The sequence below is a fragment of the Saonia sp. genome (assembly GCF_056326165.1).
Genome location: NZ_JBWFBN010000006.1, coordinates 157019 through 178493 on the forward strand (window position 1 = coordinate 157019; position 21475 = coordinate 178493).

Annotated in this window: 19 protein-coding genes; 8 read left to right on the forward strand and 11 right to left on the reverse strand. The window is 34.8% G+C overall.

All coding sequences use genetic code 11. The annotated features are described in order from the left end of the window. Window positions 1-43: 43 nt before the first annotated feature. The 3 genes from AC000W_RS07700 to AC000W_RS07710 are packed head-to-tail and all read right to left on the reverse strand — an operon-like array spanning window position 44 to window position 2041. Entirely contained in the window at window positions 44-580 is a 537-nt protein-coding gene (locus AC000W_RS07700) for an RsmD family RNA methyltransferase (protein WP_474747332.1), read from the reverse strand. Then, window positions 580-1413, reverse strand: coding sequence for a DUF3822 family protein (locus AC000W_RS07705; RefSeq protein WP_474747333.1), 834 nt, complete (start codon window positions 1411-1413; stop codon window positions 580-582). Before AC000W_RS07705 ends, AC000W_RS07700 begins: the two co-directional genes overlap by 1 nt. Next, window positions 1391-2041 (reverse strand): hypothetical protein, encoded by a 651-nt coding sequence (locus AC000W_RS07710; RefSeq protein WP_474747335.1) that lies wholly within the window; start codon window positions 2039-2041, stop codon window positions 1391-1393. The genes AC000W_RS07705 and AC000W_RS07710 overlap by 23 nt, the downstream gene beginning before the upstream one ends. A 101-nt stretch (window positions 2042-2142) precedes the next feature. On the opposite strand from AC000W_RS07710, the gene AC000W_RS07715 reads away from it, so the two are divergent. Genes AC000W_RS07715 through AC000W_RS07740 form a run of 6 tightly spaced genes read left to right on the forward strand, consistent with a single transcriptional unit; the run spans window position 2143 to window position 7321 of the window. Continuing rightward, window positions 2143-3576 (forward strand): ATP-dependent DNA helicase, encoded by a 1434-nt coding sequence (locus AC000W_RS07715; RefSeq protein WP_474747336.1) that lies wholly within the window; start codon window positions 2143-2145, stop codon window positions 3574-3576. A 31-nt stretch (window positions 3577-3607) separates the two neighbouring features. Further along, window positions 3608-4180, forward strand: coding sequence for a DUF4126 domain-containing protein (locus AC000W_RS07720; protein WP_474747338.1), 573 nt, complete (start codon window positions 3608-3610; stop codon window positions 4178-4180). Between the two features lie 14 nt (window positions 4181-4194). Further along, window positions 4195-4923, forward strand: coding sequence for a 3-deoxy-manno-octulosonate cytidylyltransferase (gene kdsB / locus AC000W_RS07725; RefSeq protein ID WP_474747339.1), 729 nt, complete (start codon window positions 4195-4197; stop codon window positions 4921-4923). After that, a complete protein-coding gene (locus AC000W_RS07730; protein ID WP_474747341.1) occupies window positions 4914-5615 on the forward strand; it encodes an HAD family hydrolase in 702 nt (233 codons plus the stop codon). The genes kdsB and AC000W_RS07730 overlap by 10 nt, the downstream gene beginning before the upstream one ends. Window positions 5616-5620: 5 nt before the next feature. Beyond that, window positions 5621-6748: an iron-containing alcohol dehydrogenase family protein gene (locus AC000W_RS07735; RefSeq protein ID WP_474747342.1), complete on the forward strand. Its 1128-nt coding sequence runs from the start codon at window positions 5621-5623 to the stop codon at window positions 6746-6748. Window positions 6749-6781: 33 nt separating this feature from the next. After that, a complete protein-coding gene (locus AC000W_RS07740; protein WP_474747344.1) occupies window positions 6782-7321 on the forward strand; it encodes a 1-acyl-sn-glycerol-3-phosphate acyltransferase in 540 nt (179 codons plus the stop codon). A gap of 5 nt (window positions 7322-7326) precedes the next feature. On the opposite strand, the gene AC000W_RS07745 is transcribed toward AC000W_RS07740, so the two are convergent. The 3 genes from AC000W_RS07745 to gcvT all read right to left on the reverse strand — a co-directional run bounded on the left by AC000W_RS07745 (window position 7327) and on the right by gcvT (window position 10042). After that, entirely contained in the window at window positions 7327-8037 is a 711-nt protein-coding gene (locus AC000W_RS07745; RefSeq protein WP_474747345.1) for a YebC/PmpR family DNA-binding transcriptional regulator, read from the reverse strand. Between the two features lie 89 nt (window positions 8038-8126). After that, window positions 8127-8954, reverse strand: a complete 828-nt coding sequence (locus tag AC000W_RS07750) for a sugar nucleotide-binding protein (protein ID WP_474747347.1) — start codon at window positions 8952-8954, stop codon at window positions 8127-8129. A 2-nt stretch (window positions 8955-8956) separates the two neighbouring features. Further along, the gene (gcvT, locus tag AC000W_RS07755; RefSeq protein WP_474747348.1) at window positions 8957-10042 is read right to left on the reverse strand and encodes a glycine cleavage system aminomethyltransferase GcvT; all 1086 of its coding nucleotides are present in this window, start codon (window positions 10040-10042) and stop codon (window positions 8957-8959) included. A gap of 102 nt (window positions 10043-10144) precedes the next feature. Here gcvT and AC000W_RS07760 point away from each other — a divergent pair, with 102 nt between their 5' ends. Next, the gene (locus tag AC000W_RS07760; RefSeq protein ID WP_474747350.1) at window positions 10145-11755 is read left to right on the forward strand and encodes an aminopeptidase P N-terminal domain-containing protein; all 1611 of its coding nucleotides are present in this window, start codon (window positions 10145-10147) and stop codon (window positions 11753-11755) included. A 35-nt stretch (window positions 11756-11790) separates the two neighbouring features. On the opposite strand, the gene thrC is transcribed toward AC000W_RS07760, so the two are convergent. The 3 genes from thrC to thrA are packed head-to-tail and all read right to left on the reverse strand — an operon-like array spanning window position 11791 to window position 16467. Further along, window positions 11791-13095 carry a threonine synthase gene (thrC, locus tag AC000W_RS07765; RefSeq protein ID WP_474747351.1) on the reverse strand — a complete coding sequence of 435 codons (1305 nt, stop codon included), beginning with the start codon at window positions 13093-13095 and terminating at the stop codon, window positions 11791-11793. Then, entirely contained in the window at window positions 13096-14019 is a 924-nt protein-coding gene (locus AC000W_RS07770; protein ID WP_474747353.1) for a homoserine kinase, read from the reverse strand. A gap of 3 nt (window positions 14020-14022) precedes the next feature. After that, window positions 14023-16467, reverse strand: coding sequence for a bifunctional aspartate kinase/homoserine dehydrogenase I (thrA, locus tag AC000W_RS07775; protein WP_474747354.1), 2445 nt, complete (start codon window positions 16465-16467; stop codon window positions 14023-14025). 265 nt (window positions 16468-16732) lie between these two features. Here thrA and AC000W_RS07780 point away from each other — a divergent pair, with 265 nt between their 5' ends. Beyond that, the gene (locus tag AC000W_RS07780; protein WP_474747355.1) at window positions 16733-18277 is read left to right on the forward strand and encodes an NAD(P)H-hydrate dehydratase; all 1545 of its coding nucleotides are present in this window, start codon (window positions 16733-16735) and stop codon (window positions 18275-18277) included. On the opposite strand, the gene AC000W_RS07785 is transcribed toward AC000W_RS07780, so the two are convergent. Then, the gene (locus tag AC000W_RS07785) at window positions 18274-18675 is read right to left on the reverse strand and encodes an STAS/SEC14 domain-containing protein (RefSeq protein ID WP_474747357.1); all 402 of its coding nucleotides are present in this window, start codon (window positions 18673-18675) and stop codon (window positions 18274-18276) included. The genes AC000W_RS07780 and AC000W_RS07785 overlap by 4 nt on opposite strands. Window positions 18676-18876: 201 nt before the next feature. Then, window positions 18877-21429: an ATP-dependent Clp protease ATP-binding subunit gene (locus AC000W_RS07790; RefSeq protein ID WP_474747358.1), complete on the reverse strand. Its 2553-nt coding sequence runs from the start codon at window positions 21427-21429 to the stop codon at window positions 18877-18879. Between the last annotated feature and the right edge of the window lie 46 nt (window positions 21430-21475).

Consider the following 21475-nt stretch of genomic DNA (forward strand, 5'->3'; position numbering starts at 1 on the left):
AAATCTAATCTTTGGTTTAAAAACGGAGCTTTTAGCAAAAAAATTATATTTCAAAGAAACTAAATACACTGCTACCGTATTTTTTTTGTTTGCAAAAGTGAGGCTGCAGGGATAAGTCGGTATCTTTAAAGTGCTCAATAATTAGTACTCCATCTTCTAAAAGTATATTGTTGGCAAAAACCAGCTCTGGCAGTTTACAAAAATCTTCTAAAGGCATATCATAGGGTGGGTCCGCAAAAACAACATCAAACTTTCCTTTTGCTCTTTCTAAGTATTTAAAAACATCGCTTTTTATAACAGAAATACCAAAATCTAATTCATCAGATATTTTTCCAATAAAGTTTGCACAGCCGTAATCGGCATCCACTGCCACTACTTCTGTGGTACCTCTAGAGGCAAATTCATAACTAATGTTTCCAGTCCCTGCAAAAAGATCTAAAACTGCTAGATTTTCAAAATAATAAGTGTTGTTCAATATATTGAAGAGCCCTTCCTTTGCCATATCTGTCGTAGGGCGTACGGGTAATTTTTTTGGCGCCGTAATTCGCCTGCTCTTGTGTTTACCAGAAATAATCCGCATTAGAGAGTATTTATTAAAGTAAAGTCAATAGTTTCTTTGTCTAGCTGCGTAGTTAAATAGGGTAGATTCTCTGGAACGTATATAGAAATGTTTTTTATATAGGAACTGCATAAGGTGTGTAAATCATCATGCTCATCAATAGAACCAAACAAACGCAAAGTAACTGTTTCAGTATCAAATTTTAATTGTTCTAGAGTGAAAAGTAAATAATAAATAAAATCTTCTTTAGTATAGTATGTAAAGTTATTGTAGAACAATAATTTCTTTTGTGAAATTATTATAACCTCCATTTGTTGCTTGGCAACATGTACATAACATATTGGCTCCTTGGCATTTGTATGATTGTTTAAAAGTGTTTGGATTAAAACTGTGCCACTATGTACAAACTCAAACTCTCCGAAGAGTTCATATACATAATTATTAATGTTCACAAAAGGGACGAAGGTATTTATAATTTCATAGGGTTCAATTTCATCATAGGCAAAATGATCAGTCTCTAAAATCTTCGCATTAAATTTTAAATAATTCGCGATGTCTTCTTTATTAAAAAGGGATTTAGGTACTAAACTGAACAGGTTGTTTTTATGGATAACCACCACTTCAGAAAATTTGGCATTATGTATGTTATGTCTTTCCAAAAAAACCTTAAGTTCTTCTTGAAGTTTATAGGCATTGATTTCCTTTTCAAAAACAATACTCTCAGATAATAATAAAGTATTGTCAATGGTATCCATCACACAAAAAGAAAGTCCATTCAAGCTAGCTTGAATGGACAATTTTTTATAATCCGATGACGAACTGTCTACTTTATTATTGGTCGTCTTTTCTATCATATATTGGTGGCCAGTTTCCATTGGTGCTAACATCTACCAATGAACCAACTTTAATTTCACTTCCATTTACTTCTTCAACGCTGTTGTGTGTAACTTCCCTTGCCAATAAATCTTTGGGTTGGTCATATAAAACAACTTCTTTTTTAATTTTCGCCTCAAATACAGATGTTCTAAATCCACTTTTATCAATAACGTCTGATTTCATTTCAAACTTTTCACCGTTTGCTGCTCCAGGTACATTCATCATTGTTTTAAAACGATCATCACTTTTAAACAAAGAATCTTTTACAGAAACAAAACCTAATGTATCTATAATTACTGAATCTTTTTGCATATCAATTTGATACGTTTTATCATAACGCATAAAAGAAGTATCTCTTTGTTGTGTAATGGTATATTTTCCAGAATCAACAAATGCAACCAAAGTATTAAAGTCTTTGGCAAATTTTCCATTTACTGTTTTATAGGCTTCTTGTGAATTTCTAATATCCTTTAATGAGGAAACTACTTTAGCATATCTTTCTTGCTTAACTTTTTTAAATTCAATTGGACCGCTAACCGATTTATAAATCAAGTATCCTAGTAAGATACATACTATCCAAAGTGCTATTTGTAATATGGTCTTCATTTTATAAGTGTTAATTAGATTTAGTGGTTGTCACAAATTTACATTTTTATTTTAAACACAAAAGTATTTGCCCTTAAAAATCATGATTATATTTGATGCTTATGAAAGAGCTTTCTGCCGACGCATTTTATCAAATTTTAAAGGAGAAGTACCCTCATGTTCCAACTCTTAAGCAGGATATTGGTCTTGATAAGATGGCTTCTTTTATTCTATCAAAAGAGAAAGCAGGCTTATTTTTGTTAAAGGGGTATGCAGGTACTGGCAAAACTTCAATTATTGGAACCATTGTAAGTAATTTATGGAAAACTACCATGAAGGCTGTATTAATGGCCCCAACAGGAAGGGCGGCCAAAGTAATGTCTAATTACTCTAAAACACAGGCATTTACCATTCATAAAAAAATATATTTTCCCAAAAAGGAAAGTGGCGGTGGAGTAAAATTTATTCTCGCTCCAAACAAACATAGGAACACTATTTTTATTGTTGATGAGGCATCCATGATACCCGATACCCCTGCGGATTCCAAACTGTTTGAGAATGGCTCTTTGTTAGACGATTTACTTATGTATGTCTATTCTGGTCATAATTGTAAACTCATATTAATAGGAGATACAGCGCAGTTGCCACCAGTACATTTGGATCTGAGCCCGGCTTTAGATGAAAATAAACTTTCTTTAAATTACAATAAAGAGGTCACTAACTTGGAATTGGACGAAGTTGTAAGACAAGCTGAAGATTCTGGAATTTTGTTAAATGCTACCAATCTTCGGGAACAATTGCAGACTCAGTTTTTTGATGAATTTAAATTTGATGTAGGTGGTTATTCTGATATTGTTCGTTTGATTGATGGGCATGATATTCAGGAAGCCATAGATGAATCCTATAGTGAAAATGGAAAAGAAGAAACAGCAATAATCGTTCGTTCCAATAAAAGGGCCAATCTGTATAATGAGAATATTAGAAATAGGATTCTTTATTTGGAAAACGAGTTAGCAGTTGGGGACTATATGATGGTGGTTAAGAATAATTATTTTTGGTTGCCACCTACCTCTGAGGCTGGATTTATTGCCAATGGTGATATTATTGAAGTGCTAGAGATTTTTGCTATAAAAGAACTATATGGTTTTACCTTTGCAGAGGTAAAGGTAAAAATGGTGGATTATCCCAACCAAAAACCATTGGAGACGGTACTCTTATTAGATACAATTAAGGCTGAAACACCGTCATTACCTTATGAAGAGGGGAACAGGTTGTACCAAGAAGTGCAGAAAGATTATGCTCATGAAAAATCTAAGTACAAAAAGTTTTTGGCAGTAAAGAATAATAAATATTTTAACGCATTGCAGGTAAAATTCTCATATGCAATTACATGCCATAAATCTCAAGGAGGGCAATGGAATACTGTTTTTGTGGAGCAACCTTATCTACCCAATGGGGTAGATAAAGAATATCTACGCTGGTTGTATACAGCGGTGACCAGAGCACAAAAGAAATTATACCTTATAGGATTTAAGAACGATTTTTTTGTTGATTAAGAATACCATATTTTAGTAGGAAAGTAAAAAAATGACATCAGAAACCATCATTAGTATATTTTTAGGAATCGGACTTGCTGCCTCTGTTGGGTTTAGAGTGTTTTTACCCCTGTTTGCATTGAGTTTGGCGTCCTATTTTAATGTCTGGGATTTAAATGATAGCTGGCAATGGATAGGAAGTATAGCAGCTGTGGTAACTCTTGGTGTAGCTACGGTTATAGAAATCTTTGCATATTTTATTCCTTGGGTTGATAATCTTTTGGATACGGTAGCAATTCCTTTGGCAGCTATTGCTGGGACAGCGGTAATGGTGTCTACTGTTGCAAATCTAGACCCCGTAATTACATGGTCTTTGGCAATTATTGCAGGAGGAGGTACTGCAACGGCGATAAAAGGAGCAGGGGCTACAAGTAGGGTTGCTTCAACTGCAACTACTGGTGGTTTAGCCAATCCCATTGTGTCAACAGTGGAAACAGGAACAGCGGTAGTGGTATCAACGGCATCCATATTCGCTCCTGTATTGGCAATTGTAATGGTAATTATCATATTAATTATCATTTTTGCTGTTTATAGAAAATTAAGACCCAAGAAAAATAATTCATAAATCTGCCAAATTCAATGAAAATTATTGCCATGATACCTGCGCGCTACGCTGCATCTAGATTTCCTGCAAAATTGATGCAGGATTTGGCTGGAAAACCTGTCATTTTAAGAACGTATGAGGCAGCTGTGAGTACAAAGCTTTTTGATGAGGTATATGTAGTAACTGATAGTGATATTATTTATGAAGCCATTGTTAGCGTAGGAGGAAGTGCAATTATGAGTGAAAAAGAGCACGAATGTGGAAGTGATCGCATTGCTGAGGCGGTAATGGATATGGATGTTGATATTATTGTAAATGTACAAGGGGATGAACCTTTTACAGATAAAGAAAGTTTAAAAGGTGTTTTGGAGGTTTTTAATGATGACCCAAATAAAGAAATAGATTTAGCTTCTTTGATGACCAAAATAACCGATTGGGATGAAATTAATAATCCCAATGTAGTGAAGGTGGTGGTAGATAATAGGGATTTTGCTCTTTATTTTTCTAGGGCTCCCATTCCATTCCCTAGGGACAAGAATGCAGGGGCAACATATTATAAACATAAAGGAATCTATGCTTTTAGAAAAAGGGCTTTGATGGATTTTCAACGCCTTCCTATGAGACCTTTGGAAGGAACCGAAAAACAGGAGGCCTTGAGGTATTTGGAATATGGTAGAAAAATAAAAATGGTGGAAACCAATGTTACAGGAATAGAGATTGATACACCTGAGGATTTAGAAAGAGCAAAAGCAGCATGGAAGTAGATTTTAGCAACATAAAGGTAATTGGCTTTGATGCTGATGATACTCTTTGGGTAAATGAAACCTATTTTAGAGAAGCAGAAGAACAATTTGCGGAGCTTTTAGATGGGTATGAAACTAAGAATAAAATAGACCAAGAGCTTTTTAAAATGGAAATGAAGAACTTGGAGCTCTATGGTTATGGAATTAAAGGTTTTATGCTTTCTATGATAGAATCAGCCTTAGAATTGTCAAACAATAAAGTACCCCAAGAAACCATGTTAGATATTTTGGATTTAGGAAAGAAGATGATTTCCCATCCAGTGGAACTATTGGAAGATGTTAAAGAGGTGCTAGAAACTTTATCAAAAAAGTACCGATTAATTGTTTTAACAAAAGGTGATTTATTGGACCAAGAGCGTAAATTAGAAAGATCAAGTTTGTCACGGTACTTTCATCACGTGGAGGTTTTGAGTGATAAAAAAGAAGTCAATTATAAAAACCTTTTGGAACATCTAGAAATAGATGTTAATGAGTTTTTAATGATAGGAAATTCTTTAAAGTCAGATGTTTTGCCTATTATTAACATAGGAGCCCAAGCAGTACATGTACCCTTTCATACGACTTGGCAACATGAGGAAGTATCCAATGAAGAATATGATGATAATCACCTTACTTTAAATAAGTTGTCAGATGTTTTAGAGTATTTTAATTGAAATTAATGCAGATAAAGAAACAAGATAGAATTGCAGATAATGCCCCAAAGCTTATGAATACATACAGGAATTTTCCTATGGTGCCGAGAGTGATTTTTGGTAACGGTAGTTTTAACCAGCTAGGTGAAATACTATTACCCAAAAGAAAACACTCAGATGCCCCAATTATTTTTCTTATTGATGATGTTTTTGAAGGAAAAGTACTAGTAGATAGAATCCCATTGATTTTTAATGACCAAATTGTATTTATTTCAGCGGATGAAGAGCCAAAGACTCAACAAGTTGATACATTGGTAGAAAAAATAAAGAATGACTTTCAAGAATTACCTTCGGGAATTGTTGGGATTGGAGGAGGAACTGTGTTAGATTTGGCAAAAGCAGTTTCCATTTTGTTGACCAATGATGGTAGTTCTTCAAAATATCAGGGTTGGGATTTGGTGAACAAATCCGCCATATATCATGTAGGAATTCCCACCATAAGTGGAACAGGGGCAGAAGTCTCTAGAACCGCAGTTCTCTTAGGACCCGATAAAAAATTGGGCATCAACTCCGACTATACCACTTTTGACCAAGTAGTTTTGGATCCAGAACTTACGCAGGGTGTTGACAAAAAACAATGGTTTTATACTGGGATGGATTGTTTTATCCATTGTATAGAATCTTTGAACGGAACCTATTTAAATGCTTTTAGCCAGAGTTATGGAGAAAAGGCAATGGAACTGTGCAAAGAGGTTTATTTAGGCAGCCTTACTGATAATGAATCTAGGGAAAAATTAATGATGGCGTCTTGGCATGGAGGTATGAGTATTGCGTATTCCCAAGTTGGTGTGGCACATGCCATGAGTTATGGGTTGTCTTACCTTTTAGGTGTAAAGCATGGTATTGGTAATTGTTTAGTATTTCAACATTTAGAGGAATTTTATCCAGAAGGGGTTGTTCTTTTTAATAAGATGAAAGAGAAGCATAACATAGCACTTCCAATAGGAGTTTGTTCTAACCTTAGCGAGAGTGATTTTGATACCATGATTTCCGTAGCGCTTAGTTTGGAACCTTTATGGGAGAATGCCGTGGGCAAAGAGTGGAAGTGTAAAATTACACCTGAAAAATTAAAGAACATTTACCAAAAAATATAAACAGCCCTAGTTTACTAATTCATTCTCTTATGAATGCATAATTTCTCTAAGTTTCTTTACTATAAAATGCTTAAATGGAAGCTCGCAGGAAGTTTTCCCCAAGTAAATAAATGTGTGGTCATTGTTGTACCACATACCAGCTGGGTAGATTTCTTTTTAGGATTATTAGTTAGAAGGGTAATAAAGGAAGAGATTAATTTTATTGCAAAAAAGAGTTTGTTTAAACCTCCTTTTGGATGGTATGTAAAATGGGTGGGAGGTGCTCCCATTGACCGTTCAAAAAATAACAATACGGTTGAAGCTATTGCATCAATTTTTAAAGAACGCAAAAAGTTTAGATTGGCTCTTTCCCCAGAAGGTACCCGTAAAAAGGTAACCGAATGGAAAACAGGTTTTTATTTTATTGCAAAAGAGGCAAATGTCCCCATTGTCATGATTTCTTTTGACTATGAAAACAAACAGGTAAAAATATCTGATTTACAATACCCTACGGATAATAAGGAAGAGGATTTTAAAAAATATAAAAGCTTCTTTAAAGGTGTTAAGGGGAAGGTGCCTGAGTATAGTTTTTAAAAACTTTATTCTTGCATGGTATGATATACATTCTGTACATCATCATCCTCTTCAATTTTTTCCAAAAGCTTTTCTACATCGGCAACTTGCTCTTCAGTCAATTCTTTGGTTACTTGTGGAATACGCTCAAAACCTGATGAAAGTATTTCAATTCCTCTTTCTTCCAATTCTTTTTGGATGGAACCAAAACTTTCAAAAGGTGCATAAATCAATATTCCATCTTCATCAACAAAAACTTCTTCAGCACCAAAATCAATCATTTCCAATTCCAATTCTTCGGGGTCAATACCCTCCGCATTGATTCTAAAATTACAGGTATGGTCAAACATAAACTCAACAGAACCTTGTGTTCCCAAACTACCATTACACTTATTAAAATAGCTGCGAACATTGGCAACTGTTCTTGTATTGTTATCGGTTGCGGTTTCAATTAAAATGGCAATTCCGTGAGGAGCGTAGCCTTCAAACAACACTTCTTTATAATCGCCTAAACTTTTATCACTAGCTCTCTTTATTGCCCTTTCTACATTGTCTTTGGGCATGTTAACCGACTTGGCATTTTGGATAACCGCTCTAAGTCTTGAGTTGGAATCTGGATCTGGGCCACCCTCTTTTACCGTCATAACGATATCTTTTCCAATTCTTGTAAACGCTTTGGACATGGCAGACCAACGTTTCATTTTACGTGCTTTTCTAAATTCAAAAGCTCTTCCCATAGTATATGCGTATTTTATTGAATAAAGGCAAATTTAACAAAAAGAAGTAGTAATTCTCAAGGTTTGCCTTCTGGATTTAGCTAACTCCATTAGATTATAACATGGTGGTCAATGATTGCCTGATATTCTATTTGAAGATTTTTTGGCAACTTATTTGATTTTGGAAGTACGGCTAAATACCGGTCTTCATTAGTAGTAAATACTCTTTTGTAAACTGGTTTAATGATTCCTATCCGATTTACAATTTCTTGAATAAACTCTTCATGATGCACTAAATCTTTACTGCCCAAATGAAAAACACCACTTTTATTTCTATTAATGAGATAATGTATTTGTTGTGTTAACCTATCATCATTAGTGACATTGATGATGAGGTTTGGAAAAACCTCAATAGGCTCTTTATTGGATATTAAGGTCTTTATTTCTTTAATACGAGGAGATGAATTACCAAACACCATGGGCAATCTTAAAATACCCATTTTTTCCTTTGGAAGCCGCAATAGCATATTTTCAATTTTTATTTTGAAACGACCATAAATGCTCATAGAAAGTGTTTTGTCGTGCTCATAGGATGGATATTGACTATAGGCATCAAAAACATTGGCAGATGAAATAAAATAAAGCTTGCAATCAACTTTAGATATATATTCTACTATATGTTGATGTGCTTGGACTTGCGCAGGAAATTCTCCCCTTAAGGCAGAAATGATGAGATTGGGACGTACTTTTTCCAAAATGGTGAAAATATCATCCTCATTTAAATCATACGAATAAAACTGTTGGTTGTTCTTATATAATTTTCCTTTGGAAAAATAGGTTCCGTAGGTGTCAAAGTAAGAGTTCAGTTCTTTGTACAGTGCATTTCCAATAAAACCACTTGCACCAAGGATGAGTATCTTTATTCCTTTTTTCTTCAAATTTACCCCTTATAGAATGGAAGTTTAATTACTTTGGCTGGTATTGCGTTTTTTCTAATCTGTATGTGGATAGTACTACCCACTTCTGAAAAAACTTTAGGTACATAACCCAATCCAATACCTATTCCCAGTGATGGAGACATGGTTCCAGAGGTTACAATACCAATTTTTTTACCCTGTCCATCCACAATGTCATAATCATGTCTTGGAATACCTCTTTCAGTTAGTTCAAAAGCAATAAGTTTTCTTTCTGGAGTTCTTTTTTTCTCATCTTCTAAAGCTTCGCAATTCACAAAATTCTTGGTGAATTTGGTTACCCAGCCTAGCCCAGCTTCAAAAGGTGAAGTTGTGTCGTTAATATCATTTCCATAGAGGCAATACCCCATTTCCAATCTTAAAGTATCCCTAGCTGCCAATCCAATTGGTTTAATGCCAAAATCCGAACCAGCTTCCAGTACTTTGTTCCAAACCTGTTCAACCTCGGAATTTTTACAATAGATTTCAAAACCACCAGAACCAGTATAGCCCGTTGCGGAAATAATTACATGGTCAATTCCTGCAAAATCTGCTACTTCAAAATGGTAGAATTTAATGGCTGATAAGTTTATAGAGGTAAGAGATTGCATGGCCTCAACGGCTTTTGGTCCTTGTATAGCTAATAAAGAATAATTTTCAGACAAATCTCTTATATCGGCTCCTATTTCCTTATTGTAGTTAGAAATATGCTTCCAATCTTTCTCAATATTAGATGCATTCACCACCATTAAGTACGTTTCTTCTTTAACCTTATATACAATTAAATCATCTACAATGCCACCAGTTTCGTTGGGCATATAACCATATTGTGCCTTTCCAACGGTCAATTTTGATGCATCATTGGAAGTTACTTTTTGGACCAACTCCAATGCTTTTGGTCCTTCTATCAAAAATTCACCCATATGGGAGACATCAAACACTCCTACATTGTTTCTAACGGTTTCATGCTCTATGTTGACTCCTTCATATGAAACAGGCATATTATAACCAGCAAAAGGAACCATTTTAGCTCCAAGATTTTTATGAATTTCTGTTAATGCAGTATCTTTCATTAAAATAATTTTCTAGAGCAAATTTATTGAAATAAAGATGATTATTAGTGGTCATATAAAAAGAATAAAGTGGTAAATTGAAAGCCTAAAAATTTTATTTTAATGAGAAAGAGTATATATGTTTTTTTGATTTTAGTGGTTGTTTGCAAATCTTGGTCACAAGATACCCCAAGTGATTTTTTATCGTCCGAATTTCACAAAGAAAGAAGAGAAGCGGTACGGAGTAAAATGCCTGCCAATAGCGCAGCCGTATTTTTTGCCAATGCTGAACGCAATAGGGCCAACGATGTAGATTACATATATCACCAAGATCCCAATTTTTATTACCTAACGGGGTATAGGGAACCCAATGCGGTTTTAGTTATTTTATCTGAAAATAAAGTAGACCAAACAGGAGTTGAGTACAATGAAATTTTATTTGTTCAGGAAAGAAATGCAGCTGCCGAACAATGGACAGGAAAACGTTTGGGAGTAGAAGGGGCTAAAAAATTATTAGGGTTTAAGCAAGCGTTTAATGGAAGGGATTTTTCTGATTTTTCATTGGATTTTTTATCATTGGATGAAGTTTTATTCATTGATTTTAAAAATGATTATAGAGATGGAAGAGATAATGCAGATTTGTTTGATTTAATTAAAATATTTAAGGCGAAAACAAATTATCCTTCAGACTACAATTCAACTAAGCAGCAACTTTATAGTATGATTAAAGTTACTGAAGAAAAAAATAATACCAATGTGGTTAGGGCGATAGAGCGTTATTTAGAGCGTAATTCTAACCTTAAAGAGGACGAATTAATAGATGGTTTTGTAAATGCAAAAGATGATGAGGTTAGAAAGGAAATTAAAGAAAGAGTAGAATTAAAACTAAGCGCCAATAATCTTAATTCTTCAAAATTGCCACAAATTATGGGCGAACTACGAGAAGTTAAAACAGAAGAAGAAATGGTGCTGTTAAAAAAAGCGGTTGAAATTTCTTCAGTGGGCCAAATAGAAGTAATGAAAGCTATGCACCCAAATATGTCTGAAACTGAAATTCAGGGAGTACATGAGTTTGTGTATAAAAAATATGGAGCAGAGTATGAAGGTTACCCATCAATTGTTGGTGGGGGTAATAATGGCTGTATTCTTCATTATATTGAAAACAATAAGCCAATGGTAGGCAGTGATTTGGTGTTGATGGATTTAGGGGCAGAATACCATGGATATACGGCAGATGTTACTAGAACAATACCTGCCAATGGAAAATTCAGTGAGGAACAAAAATTAATCTATGACATAGTGTACAATGCGCAGGAGGCCGGTATTAATGCAAGTGTTGTAGGAGCAAAGTTCCAAGCTCCAGGAATAGCATCCAAGGAAGTGATTGCCGAAGGGTTGATAAAATTAGGAATCATTAAGAATGAATCAGAAGTAAGAACTTATTTTCCACACAGTACCTCGCATTATTTGGGACTCGATGTTCATGATGCGGGTACGCGTCAGCCTTTTAAGGCAAATACAGTGATTACTGTTGAACCAGGTATTTATATTCCAGAAGGAAGCCCATGTGACGAAAAGTGGTGGGGCATTGCAGTTAGAATTGAAGATGATATTTTGATTACAAATGAGGGACCTGTAAATTTATCTTACATGGCTCCTAGAACTACTGATGCCATTGAGGCAATGATGGCACAACCAAGTCCGCTGGATGATTTTATACTTCAAAAACTTTAAAAAAATAACCTCCATACTTTAGCTGGAGGTTATTTTTATTTATTACTGTTAGTCACTAAATACGTTTTTAACTCTGCGTAACTAGAAATAATGTTGGATACTTTTTTTCTGCCCATTACTTTTTGAATCTGTGGTGGAATTTTCGGAGATAGTTCAAGAGTTTCTTCTACCACATCTAAAAATTTTACAGGATGGGCTGTTTCCAGAAAAATCCCGAAAGTATTGGGATGTTTTTCTTGATATTTTTTTAGCCCTAGATATCCAACGGCACCATGTGGGTCCGCTACGTAATCAGATGTTTTATGGATGGATTTCATAGCATTTTTGGTTTCTTCATCTGTAAAAGAATATGAAGAAAGGTTTTTGGCCAGTTGAGTTAAATCATCCTGATATAAATGACGAATCCTAATAAAATTACTCGGGTCACCCACATCCATTGCATTGGAAATAGTTGCAATTGAAGGTTTTGGCTCATATTTGCCTTTTATCATGTAATTGGGAACTACATTATTAACATTGGTAGAGGCAATAAAATGTTTAACGGGCATACCAAGTTTTTGCGCTACCATACCGGCACAAATGTTTCCAAAATTCCCACTGGGAACAGAGAAAACAATTTCTTTCCTCTTGGATTTTGCCTGTTTATATGCAAAAAGAAAGTAAAACAATTGAGGCAACCAGCGTGCTACATTAATTGAATTCGCAGAAGTTAACTGCATAGTGCCGGTAATTTCAGAATCCAAAAAGGCTGTTTTAACCATTTTTTGACAATCATCAAAAGTACCATGAACTTCCATGGCGGTAATATTTTGCCCTAATGTGGTCAGTTGTTTCTCTTGGATATTGCTTACTTTTCCACTTGGATATAGAATAACAACTTTCACTCCGTCTACTCCTAAAAAACCATTGGCAACGGCACCACCAGTATCGCCAGATGTTGCAACCAAAACTGTTACGTCACTTTGTTTTTCTTTTGAGAAATATCCCATGCAACGAGCCATAAAACGTGCGCCAACATCTTTAAATGCCATAGTGGGACCGTGAAAAAGCTCCAAAGTGCTTACGTTTTCTTCAATCTGTACAACAGGAAAATCAAAATCCAGGACTTCTTCCAGAATTTCATATAATACATTGTCTGGAATTTCATCTCCTACAAATTGGTGTATTGCTTTAAAAGCTATTTCTTCATTGGAAAAAGTTTCAATTTCTTCAAAAAAAGAATCTGGTAGGGGTGTGATGCTTTCTGGAAAATACAATCCTTTATCTGGTGCAATTCCTTTTATGACGGCTTCTCTAAAAGAGACTTTTGGCGCATTATTGTTTAAACTGTAAAAGTTCATCTAGTCAATTATTTTTATTCCAGTAGGGTTTATTTTGGAAACATGTATATCAAAATCTATTCCTATAGGTTCGTATACTTTTCTCATGGCCTCTGCCACTTTTTTTGCAGTAGCTTCTCCTTTACTCAATGCAAAAATAGAAGGCCCAGAACCTGAAATACCGCCACCCAAAGCACCAGCTTTTAAAGACTCTGATTTTACTTTGTCAAATTTGGGAATCAATATGGAACGAATGGGTTCAATAATATGGTCTTCTAATGACCGACCAATAAGGTCATAATCTTCAGTGAATAGCCCAGCAATTAAACCACCAACATTCCCCCATTGTTTTATACCATCTTTTAATGTGATACTGGTTTTAAGAATTTTTCTAGAATCTGAAGTTTTTACTTCTATCTGCGGATGGATAACCGTTGCGAACAATTCATTTGGGGTATTAATTTTAATAACATCCAAAGGCTCATAGCTTCTCACCAAAGTAAACCCGCCAAATAGGGCAGGGGCAACATTGTCCGCATGGCGAACATTACTGGCCAAATATTCACCTTCCATGGCAAATTTTACCAAATCTATTGTAGAAAATGGCCTTCCCAATAATTCATTTATGGCCCAAACAGCACCGGTAGAACTGGCGGCACTGCTACCAATACCACTACCGGCCTTAATATTCTTGTAGATTTCTATTTCAAATCCATTTTCATGCCCTATTTCATCTAGCAAAGCCAATGCCGCCACTCCTGCAACATTTTTATGAGTTTCTATTGGCAAATCTTGACCAACAAGCTTGGTGATTTTAATTCCTTTTTCATTGATTTTCCTTACAACCATTTCGTCACCAACTGAATCTAGAGCAACGCCAAGAACATCAAACCCACAGGAGACGTTTGCAATGGTAGCCGGACAGAATATTTTTATTTCATTCATGAACTAGAAATTACCAATTCGTATGATGTCTGCAAAAATACCAGAAGCAGTAACATCTGCACCAGCGCCAGCACCTTTAATAATCATTGGCTGGTTGGGATAACGCTCAGTATAGAACAGTACAATATTATCACTTCCTTCTAGGTTATAGAAATCGTGTCCTTTAGGAATTTCTTGCAGACCAACACTAGCTTTACCATCTTCAAATTGTGCCACATACTTTAACTTGCTGTCTTTTTTAACGGCATCATGGTATATTTTCTGAAAATCATCTTCGTACTTTTTCAATGATGAGAAAAAATCCTCATTGTTTTTGGTGCTCAAACTTTCTTGGGGAAGAAAAGGTTTATTTTCAATATCCTCTATATCTAACTTATTTCCACTTTCTCTGGCTAAAATCAGGATTTTCCTCATAACATCAATCCCACTTAAATCAATCTTTGGGTCTGGTTCTGTATATCCTTCTTCTTGGGCTTGTTTAACCACATCATGAAAAGTAGTCTTGTCATTAAAATTATTAAAAACAAAGTTTAGGCTTCCTGATAATACTGCCTGTATTTTAAGGATTCTATCCCCAGATACAATTAAATGTTTAAGCGTATCAATGATGGGTAGTCCTGCTCCTACATTGGTTTCAAACAAAAATGGAGCATTAAATTGCCTGGCCAATTCTTTTAAATTCTTATAATTTTGGTACTCGGATGAGCACGCAATTTTATTACAAGTGACAATAGAAATGCTGTTCTTTAAATAATTATTATAAGTCTCGGAAACCTCATGACTAGCCGTATTATCAACAAAAATACTGTTACGGTAATTTAAATTGTTGATTGTATTAAAAAACTTTCCCTTATCTGCTTTTTCTCCTGTAGGCAATAAAACTTCCCATTTATCCAATGGAATTCCATTTTCATCAAAATACATGGTACGTGAATTGGAAATTCCTATCACCCTGACATTTAATTTTAGGTTGTCCTTTAAATATTTCTTTTGCTGTTTTATTTGGTTCAAAAATTTAGAGCCCACGTTGCCAACCCCCATTACAAATAAGTTCAGTTGTTTTATGTTTTCTTCAAAAAACTCCTCGTGTAATGCATTTAGTGCTTTTTTAACATCATGTGTGTTGATTACTGCAGAGATATTCCTTTCAGATGCTCCCTGGGCAATTGCTCGGATGTTTACATTGTTTTTGCCAAGAGTACTGAACATTTTGCCACTTAAACCTTGATGATTTTTCATGTTATCACCAACCAATGCAATAATGCATAAATTTTCCTCAACAATAATTGGTTTTATTTTCCCTTGTGAAATTTCGTATTCAAAAGCGGTGTTTAGTACTTTCACGGCTCTAGCAGAATCTGAATTTGAAATACCTACACAAATGGAATGCTCAGATGATGCTTGGGTGATTAATACAACACTAATTTCTTCAATGGAAAGTACTTCAAAAAAACGTTTGGAAATCCCGTGAATTCCTACCATTCCAGGCCCTTCTATGGACAATAATGTAATATGCTCTACATGACTTATTCCACGAACTGACTCTTCTTTATTACTTGGATTTTTAGTTATAAATGTTCCTGATTGATTGGGCTCAAAAGTATTTTTTATGTTGATTGAAATGCCTTTTGAAAACACAGGTTGTATAGATGGTGGATATAAGACTTTTGCCCCAAAATGCGAGAGCTCCATTGCCTCTTCGTATGAGATAAGCGGAATTGGTTTTGCTTGTTTTACAATTTTTGGATTGGCCGTGAACATACCACTAACATCCGTCCAAATCTCTAATATTTCTGCATCGATGGCTCCAGCAATAATTGCCGCTGTGTAATCAGAACCTCCTCTACCCAAAGTGGTTGGGTTGCCCGCCTTGGACGAAGAAATAAACCCACCTAGTACAACAATTTTATTTAAACAATTTGTGAAGAAGTCATCGCAGTTAGCGTTTGTTAATTCAAAATCTACGGCAGCTTTACCATGAGATTCATCAGTTTTTATTAGCTCTCTACTATTTTTATGAATAGCATCCAGTTCTTCAGCAATAAAGAATTCGCTTATAATGTAGGAAGAAAGAGATTCACCATAACTAACAATTTTATCCAACAACTGAGGTGTAGTTTCTCCAATTAGAAATGCACCTTCTAGTAAAGCTTCTAAGGTATTCAATTCACTTTTCACCTTGCTTAATACCCTACTTTGTAATTGTACGGGAATAAGTTCTTTTATAGTATTCAAGTGCCTTTTCTCAATCTCTTTGAGGATTGTTTTATAATCTTTGTTTTGCGAAGATGCAAAATCGGCCGTTTGCAGCAATTGATCCGTGACACCGCCAAAGGCGGAAACTACGATGATAGTTTTGTCACTGTTGGTATTGACAACTATGTTTTTTACTAAATTAATATTTTGTGCGCTGGCTACGGAAGTACCACCGAATTTTAGAACTTTCATTATTTAAAGGCATTTAAAAGAAATTGTTGCAAAGCAAAAAATGTGAGGACGGACAAATATAATAGTTTACCCCAAAGGGGTAGTAGTACTAATGGTGAATGTGTTGAAACTACCATTGTTTGTGGAAGAAAAATTAGTTTTTATGTCCAATCTATGAGAATACATACTTCTTACAAAGCTCCAAATGTACTACTTTTGAAAGCCTAATCAAATAATTGTATTGAATTTTACAAAAACGCGAATGTTTATTAAATAATTGTATTGAATGAAAATTTTTACTGCTAAACAGATTTATGAAGCCGATGCCTTTACAATAGAAAAACAAGGTATTGCAAGCAATGAACTCATGGAGAGGGCAGCGGTTCAAATTTTTAATTGGATGCATCTAAGAATGCAGGGAGCTCCTGTTAAAATTCACTTGTTCTGCGGTATAGGAAACAATGGGGGAGATGGTATTGCTTTAGCTAGACACTTACAGGAACACGGTTATAATATTGAGGTGTTTGTTGTGAATTATAGTGATAAGCGTTCTAAAGATTTTTTATTGAATCTTGAACGATTAAAGGATAGGAAGGTTTGGCCGACTTTTTTAAATTCAGATTGTGAACTTCCAGAAATTGGAAAAGATGATATCATTGTAGATGCCATGTTTGGTATTGGCCTTAACCGAACACCAGATGATTGGGTTATAAATTTAATGCAACATTTAAACAATACAGGCACTTTTATTTTATCAATAGATATTCCTTCCGGACTGTATATTGATGTTGTTCCAGAAAACCAAAAAGGTATAGTTGAGGCTGACTATGTGTTAAGTTTTCAAGCACCAAAATTAATATTTTTTCTTCCTGAAACTGGCATTTATATTAAGCAATGGGAAGTATTGGATATTGGTCTGGACCCAGAATTTTTATTCAATACCAAAACAGATTATGAATTAATAGGTAAAAATGAAGTTTTACCTATATATATTCCTAGAGAGAAATTTTCTCATAAGGGAACTTATGGACATTCTCTTGTAATAGGTGGAAGTTATGGTAAAATAGGTGCGGTTACATTAGCGTCAAAAGCTAGTTTGTCTTCTGGTAGTGGTTTGGTTACCGCATATGTTCCTAAATGTGGTTATGTGCCTTTGCAAACAAGTTTTCCAGAGGCAATGGTGGTAACTGATAAAAATGAAGAATTTCTTTCTGAAATTAAGTATGATATTGCACCTACTGTAGTAGGTATTGGTATGGGAATGGGAACAGCAGATACAACAAAAGATACTTTTTCTGATTTTCTCAATGAGTATGAAGGAAAATTGGTTATTGATGCCGATGGACTGAATTTATTATCCAACTCAAAAGAGTTGTTAAAGAAATTACCACCAAAATCAATTTTAACACCACATCCAAAAGAATTAGAACGACTTATTGGGAAATGGAAAGATGATTTTGATAAATTGAAACGTGCCAAGAAGTTTTCAAAAACATACGATTGTATATTAGTCATTAAAGGAGCGCATACAATTGTAGTTCATGAAAATGTGGGATATATTAATTCCACGGGAAACCCGGGGATGGCAACAGCTGGCAGTGGTGATGTACTTGCGGGAATAATAACTGGATTGGTTGCTCAAGGTTATGAACCTTTAATTGCGTCAATCTTTGGAGTATATCTACATGGTAAAGCAGGAGATATTGCCATTGAAAAGTGTGGTTATCAAGCATTAATTGCCTCAAAAATTAGTGAGCACCTAGGTGAGGCCTATTTAAGTCTTTTTGAAGTTCCAGAAGCTCCTCAATCGGCAACTGAGGATGATGATTAACTGTATTTAACTCTTCTTTTTACCCATTGTAAAGCGTTTTCATATTTTATAAAAAACTTCATCTGTTTTTTATAAAATAGCTTTTCAATGTTAAAGTTGTGCATATCAATCTCTTTTACAGACACTATGGCAAAAGCTTTTAAATTATCTATTTGCCTTACATAATTATATACAGTTGGGTCTATAGCATAAGAATTTTGGCGTAAACTTATATATCCAAAATTTTTATCTCTAAAGTGTATTTCAGCTATTCCAATTATTTGGTAAGCTCTTTCTAAAGTAAGTGTAGCACCTTCATTTATTGTAGAAACCATGTAGTTGTTATATACTTGAACAATTCCAATGTCCAAATGATATTCCCTTACAATTACGGTCTTCTTCGTATTGCCAATATTCATTCCATCTATTTTATAGTGTCTCTGTACGAAAGTAGATGTATCTATATATATCTAAAAAAAAACTAGATTAAACACCTAAATATCGTTTATATGGAATTATTGGTATTTGAATGATTACTATTTCTTACTTGTTCCGTTTTATTGCAAAAAAAAGAGTCAGACATAGCTGACTCTTATATAGTTGTATTTTAATTGAAAATCTTATTCGGTTTTAGAAGATTTTGTTTTCTTTTTTATTTTAATAGTCAACTCCTCTTTTTTCTTATCCAAATCCATGAATATAGCATCTCCTTCTTCTAATTTTGAGTTAACGATTTCTTCAGCCAATGCATCTTCAATATACTTTTGAATGGCTCTTTTTAGAGGCCTGGCACCATATTGCTTGTCAAAACCTTTATCAGCAATATAATCCTTTGCCTGATCACTAAGACTTAAATTATACCCTATATCTTTGATTCTTGAAAAGAGCTTGCTTAGTTCAATATCAATAATTTTATGGATATGCTCTCTTTCTAGTGGATTAAAGACAATTACATCATCAATCCTATTTAAGAATTCTGGTGCGAAAGCTTTTTTCAAAGCATTTTCAATCACGCCTTTTTGATGTGTATCGGCTTGGGACTTCATGGCAGCAGTTCCAAAACCAACACCTTGACCAAAGTCTTTTAATTGTCTTGCCCCAATATTGGATGTCATTATAATAATACTATTTCTAAAATCGATTTTTCTACCAAGACTATCTGTTAAGAAACCATCATCCAATACCTGTAGTAACATATTAAAGACATCTGGATGTGCTTTTTCAACTTCATCCAAAAGAATTACAGAGTAGGGCTTGCGTCTTACTTTTTCAGTCAATTGACCACCCTCTTCATATCCAACATATCCTGGAGGTGCTCCCACTAATCTAGATATGGCAAATTTCTCCATGTATTCGCTCATATCAATTCTAATAAGAGCTTCTTCAGAATCAAACAATTCTTTGGCGAGTACTTTTGCAAGTTGTGTTTTACCAACTCCAGTTTGTCCTAAGAATATAAATGAACCTATAGGCTTGTTAGGGTCTTTAAGACCAGCCCTGTTTCTTTGTATTGCTTTAGAAACTTTGGCAACAGCTTCATCTTGCCCAATTACATTGCCTTTAATTAAGTTTGGTAGTTCTGCAAGTTTATTGCTTTCCGTCTGTGCAATTCTATTTACAGGTATGCCACTCATCATAGAAACTACGTCTGCAACATTATCCTCGCTTACTATTTCCCTATGCAACTTACTTTCCTCTTCCCACCTTTCCTGTGCTAGAGCAAGCTCTTTTTCTAGTCTTTTTTCATCATCCCTAAGCTTGGCAGCTTCTTCGTATTTCTGCTTTTTTACAACCGTATTTTTAAGGTCCCTTACATCTTCCAATTGTTTTTCCAATTCTAAGATTTGTTTAGGAACATCCATATTGATGATATGTACCCTTGAACCTGCTTCATCCATAGCATCAATGGCCTTGTCTGGAAGAAACCTGTCAGTCATATATCTATTGGTAAGCTTTACACAGGCAACAATGGCTTCATCTGTATAATTTACATTATGATGGTCCTCGTATTTGCCTTTTATGTTTTGTAAAATCTCTATTGTTTCTTCCACAGTAGTGGGTTCCACAATTACTTTTTGGAAACGACGCTCCAAAGCCCCGTCTTTTTCTATGTATTGACGGTATTCATCCAACGTTGTGGCACCAATACATTGAATCTCGCCTCTTGCCAAGGCTGGTTTAAACATATTGGATGCGTCCAAACTACCCGTAGCACCACCAGCGCCAACTATGGTATGGATCTCATCAATAAAAAGAATAATATCATCATTCTTCTCTAGCTCATTCATTACAGCTTTCATACGTTCTTCAAACTGACCACGGTACTTTGTGCCAGCAACCAATGAAGCTAAATCCAATGTAACAACTCGCTTATTATATAAAATTCTGGAAACCTTCTTATTAATAATTCTAAGAGCAAGTCCTTCAGCTATGGCGCTTTTACCAACACCAGGCTCACCAATTAATAATGGGTTGTTCTTTTTTCTTCTACTAAGAATTTGGGAAACTCTTTCTATTTCTTTTTCTCTACCAACAACTGGGTCTAGTTTATCATCTTCGGCTAATCTGGTTAAGTCCCTTCCAAAGTTATCCAGAACAGGAGTTTTAGACTTTTTATTTCCTTTTTGACCAGTGGTTGCACCAAACGTACCTTCCTTGCCTTCGTTGGTTTCATCAGAATCACTAGGGAAAGACTCAGAAGTTGGAGTGTCCAAATAATCATCATCGCTAGTAATCATGGACTTAAACTGCTCCTTAACCCCATCATAATCAACTTGCAATTTATGAAGCAATTTTGTTGTTGGATCATTCTCGTTTCTTAAAATACACAATAATAAATGTGCCGTATTGATTGATGAGCTTTGAAACAATTTAGCCTCTAAAAAAGTTGTCTTTAGAGCTCGTTCAGCTTGTCTTGTTAGGTGTAGGTTTTTTTTATCTTTCTGTATGTTATCAGAATTCGGATTTGCGGGACTTAATATTTCAACCTTTCTTCTTAGGTGATCTAAGTCTACATCCAAAGCATCTAAGATGCTTATTGCCTTTCCATTACCATCTCTAAGAAGTCCAAGCATAAGATGTTCAGTACCAATAAAATCATGCCCCAATCTAAGAGCTTCTTCCTTGCTGTACGCTATAACATCCTTTACCCGAGGGGAAAAATTATCATCCATAAAATTCTTTTTCAATATAAAAATAGTAAATCTTGCTTTATTAATG

What these genes read in the sequence shown, in the direction of transcription:
- AC000W_RS07700 (WP_474747332.1), bottom strand. Translation starts at nt 580, where the DNA reads ATGCGGATTATTTCTGGTAAACACAAGAGCAGGCGAATTACGGCGCCA.
- AC000W_RS07705 (WP_474747333.1), bottom strand. Translation starts at nt 1,413, where the DNA reads ATGATAGAAAAGACGACCAATAATAAAGTAGACAGTTCGTCATCGGAT.
- AC000W_RS07710 (WP_474747335.1), bottom strand. Translation starts at nt 2,041, where the DNA reads ATGAAGACCATATTACAAATAGCACTTTGGATAGTATGTATCTTACTA.
- AC000W_RS07715 (WP_474747336.1), top strand. Translation starts at nt 2,143, where the DNA reads ATGAAAGAGCTTTCTGCCGACGCATTTTATCAAATTTTAAAGGAGAAG.
- AC000W_RS07720 (WP_474747338.1), top strand. Translation starts at nt 3,608, where the DNA reads ATGACATCAGAAACCATCATTAGTATATTTTTAGGAATCGGACTTGCT.
- kdsB (WP_474747339.1), top strand. Translation starts at nt 4,195, where the DNA reads ATGAAAATTATTGCCATGATACCTGCGCGCTACGCTGCATCTAGATTT.
- AC000W_RS07730 (WP_474747341.1), top strand. Translation starts at nt 4,914, where the DNA reads ATGGAAGTAGATTTTAGCAACATAAAGGTAATTGGCTTTGATGCTGAT.
- AC000W_RS07735 (WP_474747342.1), top strand. Translation starts at nt 5,621, where the DNA reads ATGCAGATAAAGAAACAAGATAGAATTGCAGATAATGCCCCAAAGCTT.
- AC000W_RS07740 (WP_474747344.1), top strand. Translation starts at nt 6,782, where the DNA reads ATGCATAATTTCTCTAAGTTTCTTTACTATAAAATGCTTAAATGGAAG.
- AC000W_RS07745 (WP_474747345.1), bottom strand. Translation starts at nt 8,037, where the DNA reads ATGGGAAGAGCTTTTGAATTTAGAAAAGCACGTAAAATGAAACGTTGG.
- gcvT (WP_474747348.1), bottom strand. Translation starts at nt 10,042, where the DNA reads ATGAAAGATACTGCATTAACAGAAATTCATAAAAATCTTGGAGCTAAA.
- AC000W_RS07760 (WP_474747350.1), top strand. Translation starts at nt 10,145, where the DNA reads ATGAGAAAGAGTATATATGTTTTTTTGATTTTAGTGGTTGTTTGCAAA.
- thrC (WP_474747351.1), bottom strand. Translation starts at nt 13,095, where the DNA reads ATGAACTTTTACAGTTTAAACAATAATGCGCCAAAAGTCTCTTTTAGA.
- AC000W_RS07770 (WP_474747353.1), bottom strand. Translation starts at nt 14,019, where the DNA reads ATGAATGAAATAAAAATATTCTGTCCGGCTACCATTGCAAACGTCTCC.
- thrA (WP_474747354.1), bottom strand. Translation starts at nt 16,467, where the DNA reads ATGAAAGTTCTAAAATTCGGTGGTACTTCCGTAGCCAGCGCACAAAAT.
- AC000W_RS07780 (WP_474747355.1), top strand. Translation starts at nt 16,733, where the DNA reads ATGAAAATTTTTACTGCTAAACAGATTTATGAAGCCGATGCCTTTACA.
- AC000W_RS07785 (WP_474747357.1), bottom strand. Translation starts at nt 18,675, where the DNA reads ATGAATATTGGCAATACGAAGAAGACCGTAATTGTAAGGGAATATCAT.
- AC000W_RS07790 (WP_474747358.1), bottom strand. Translation starts at nt 21,429, where the DNA reads ATGGATGATAATTTTTCCCCTCGGGTAAAGGATGTTATAGCGTACAGC.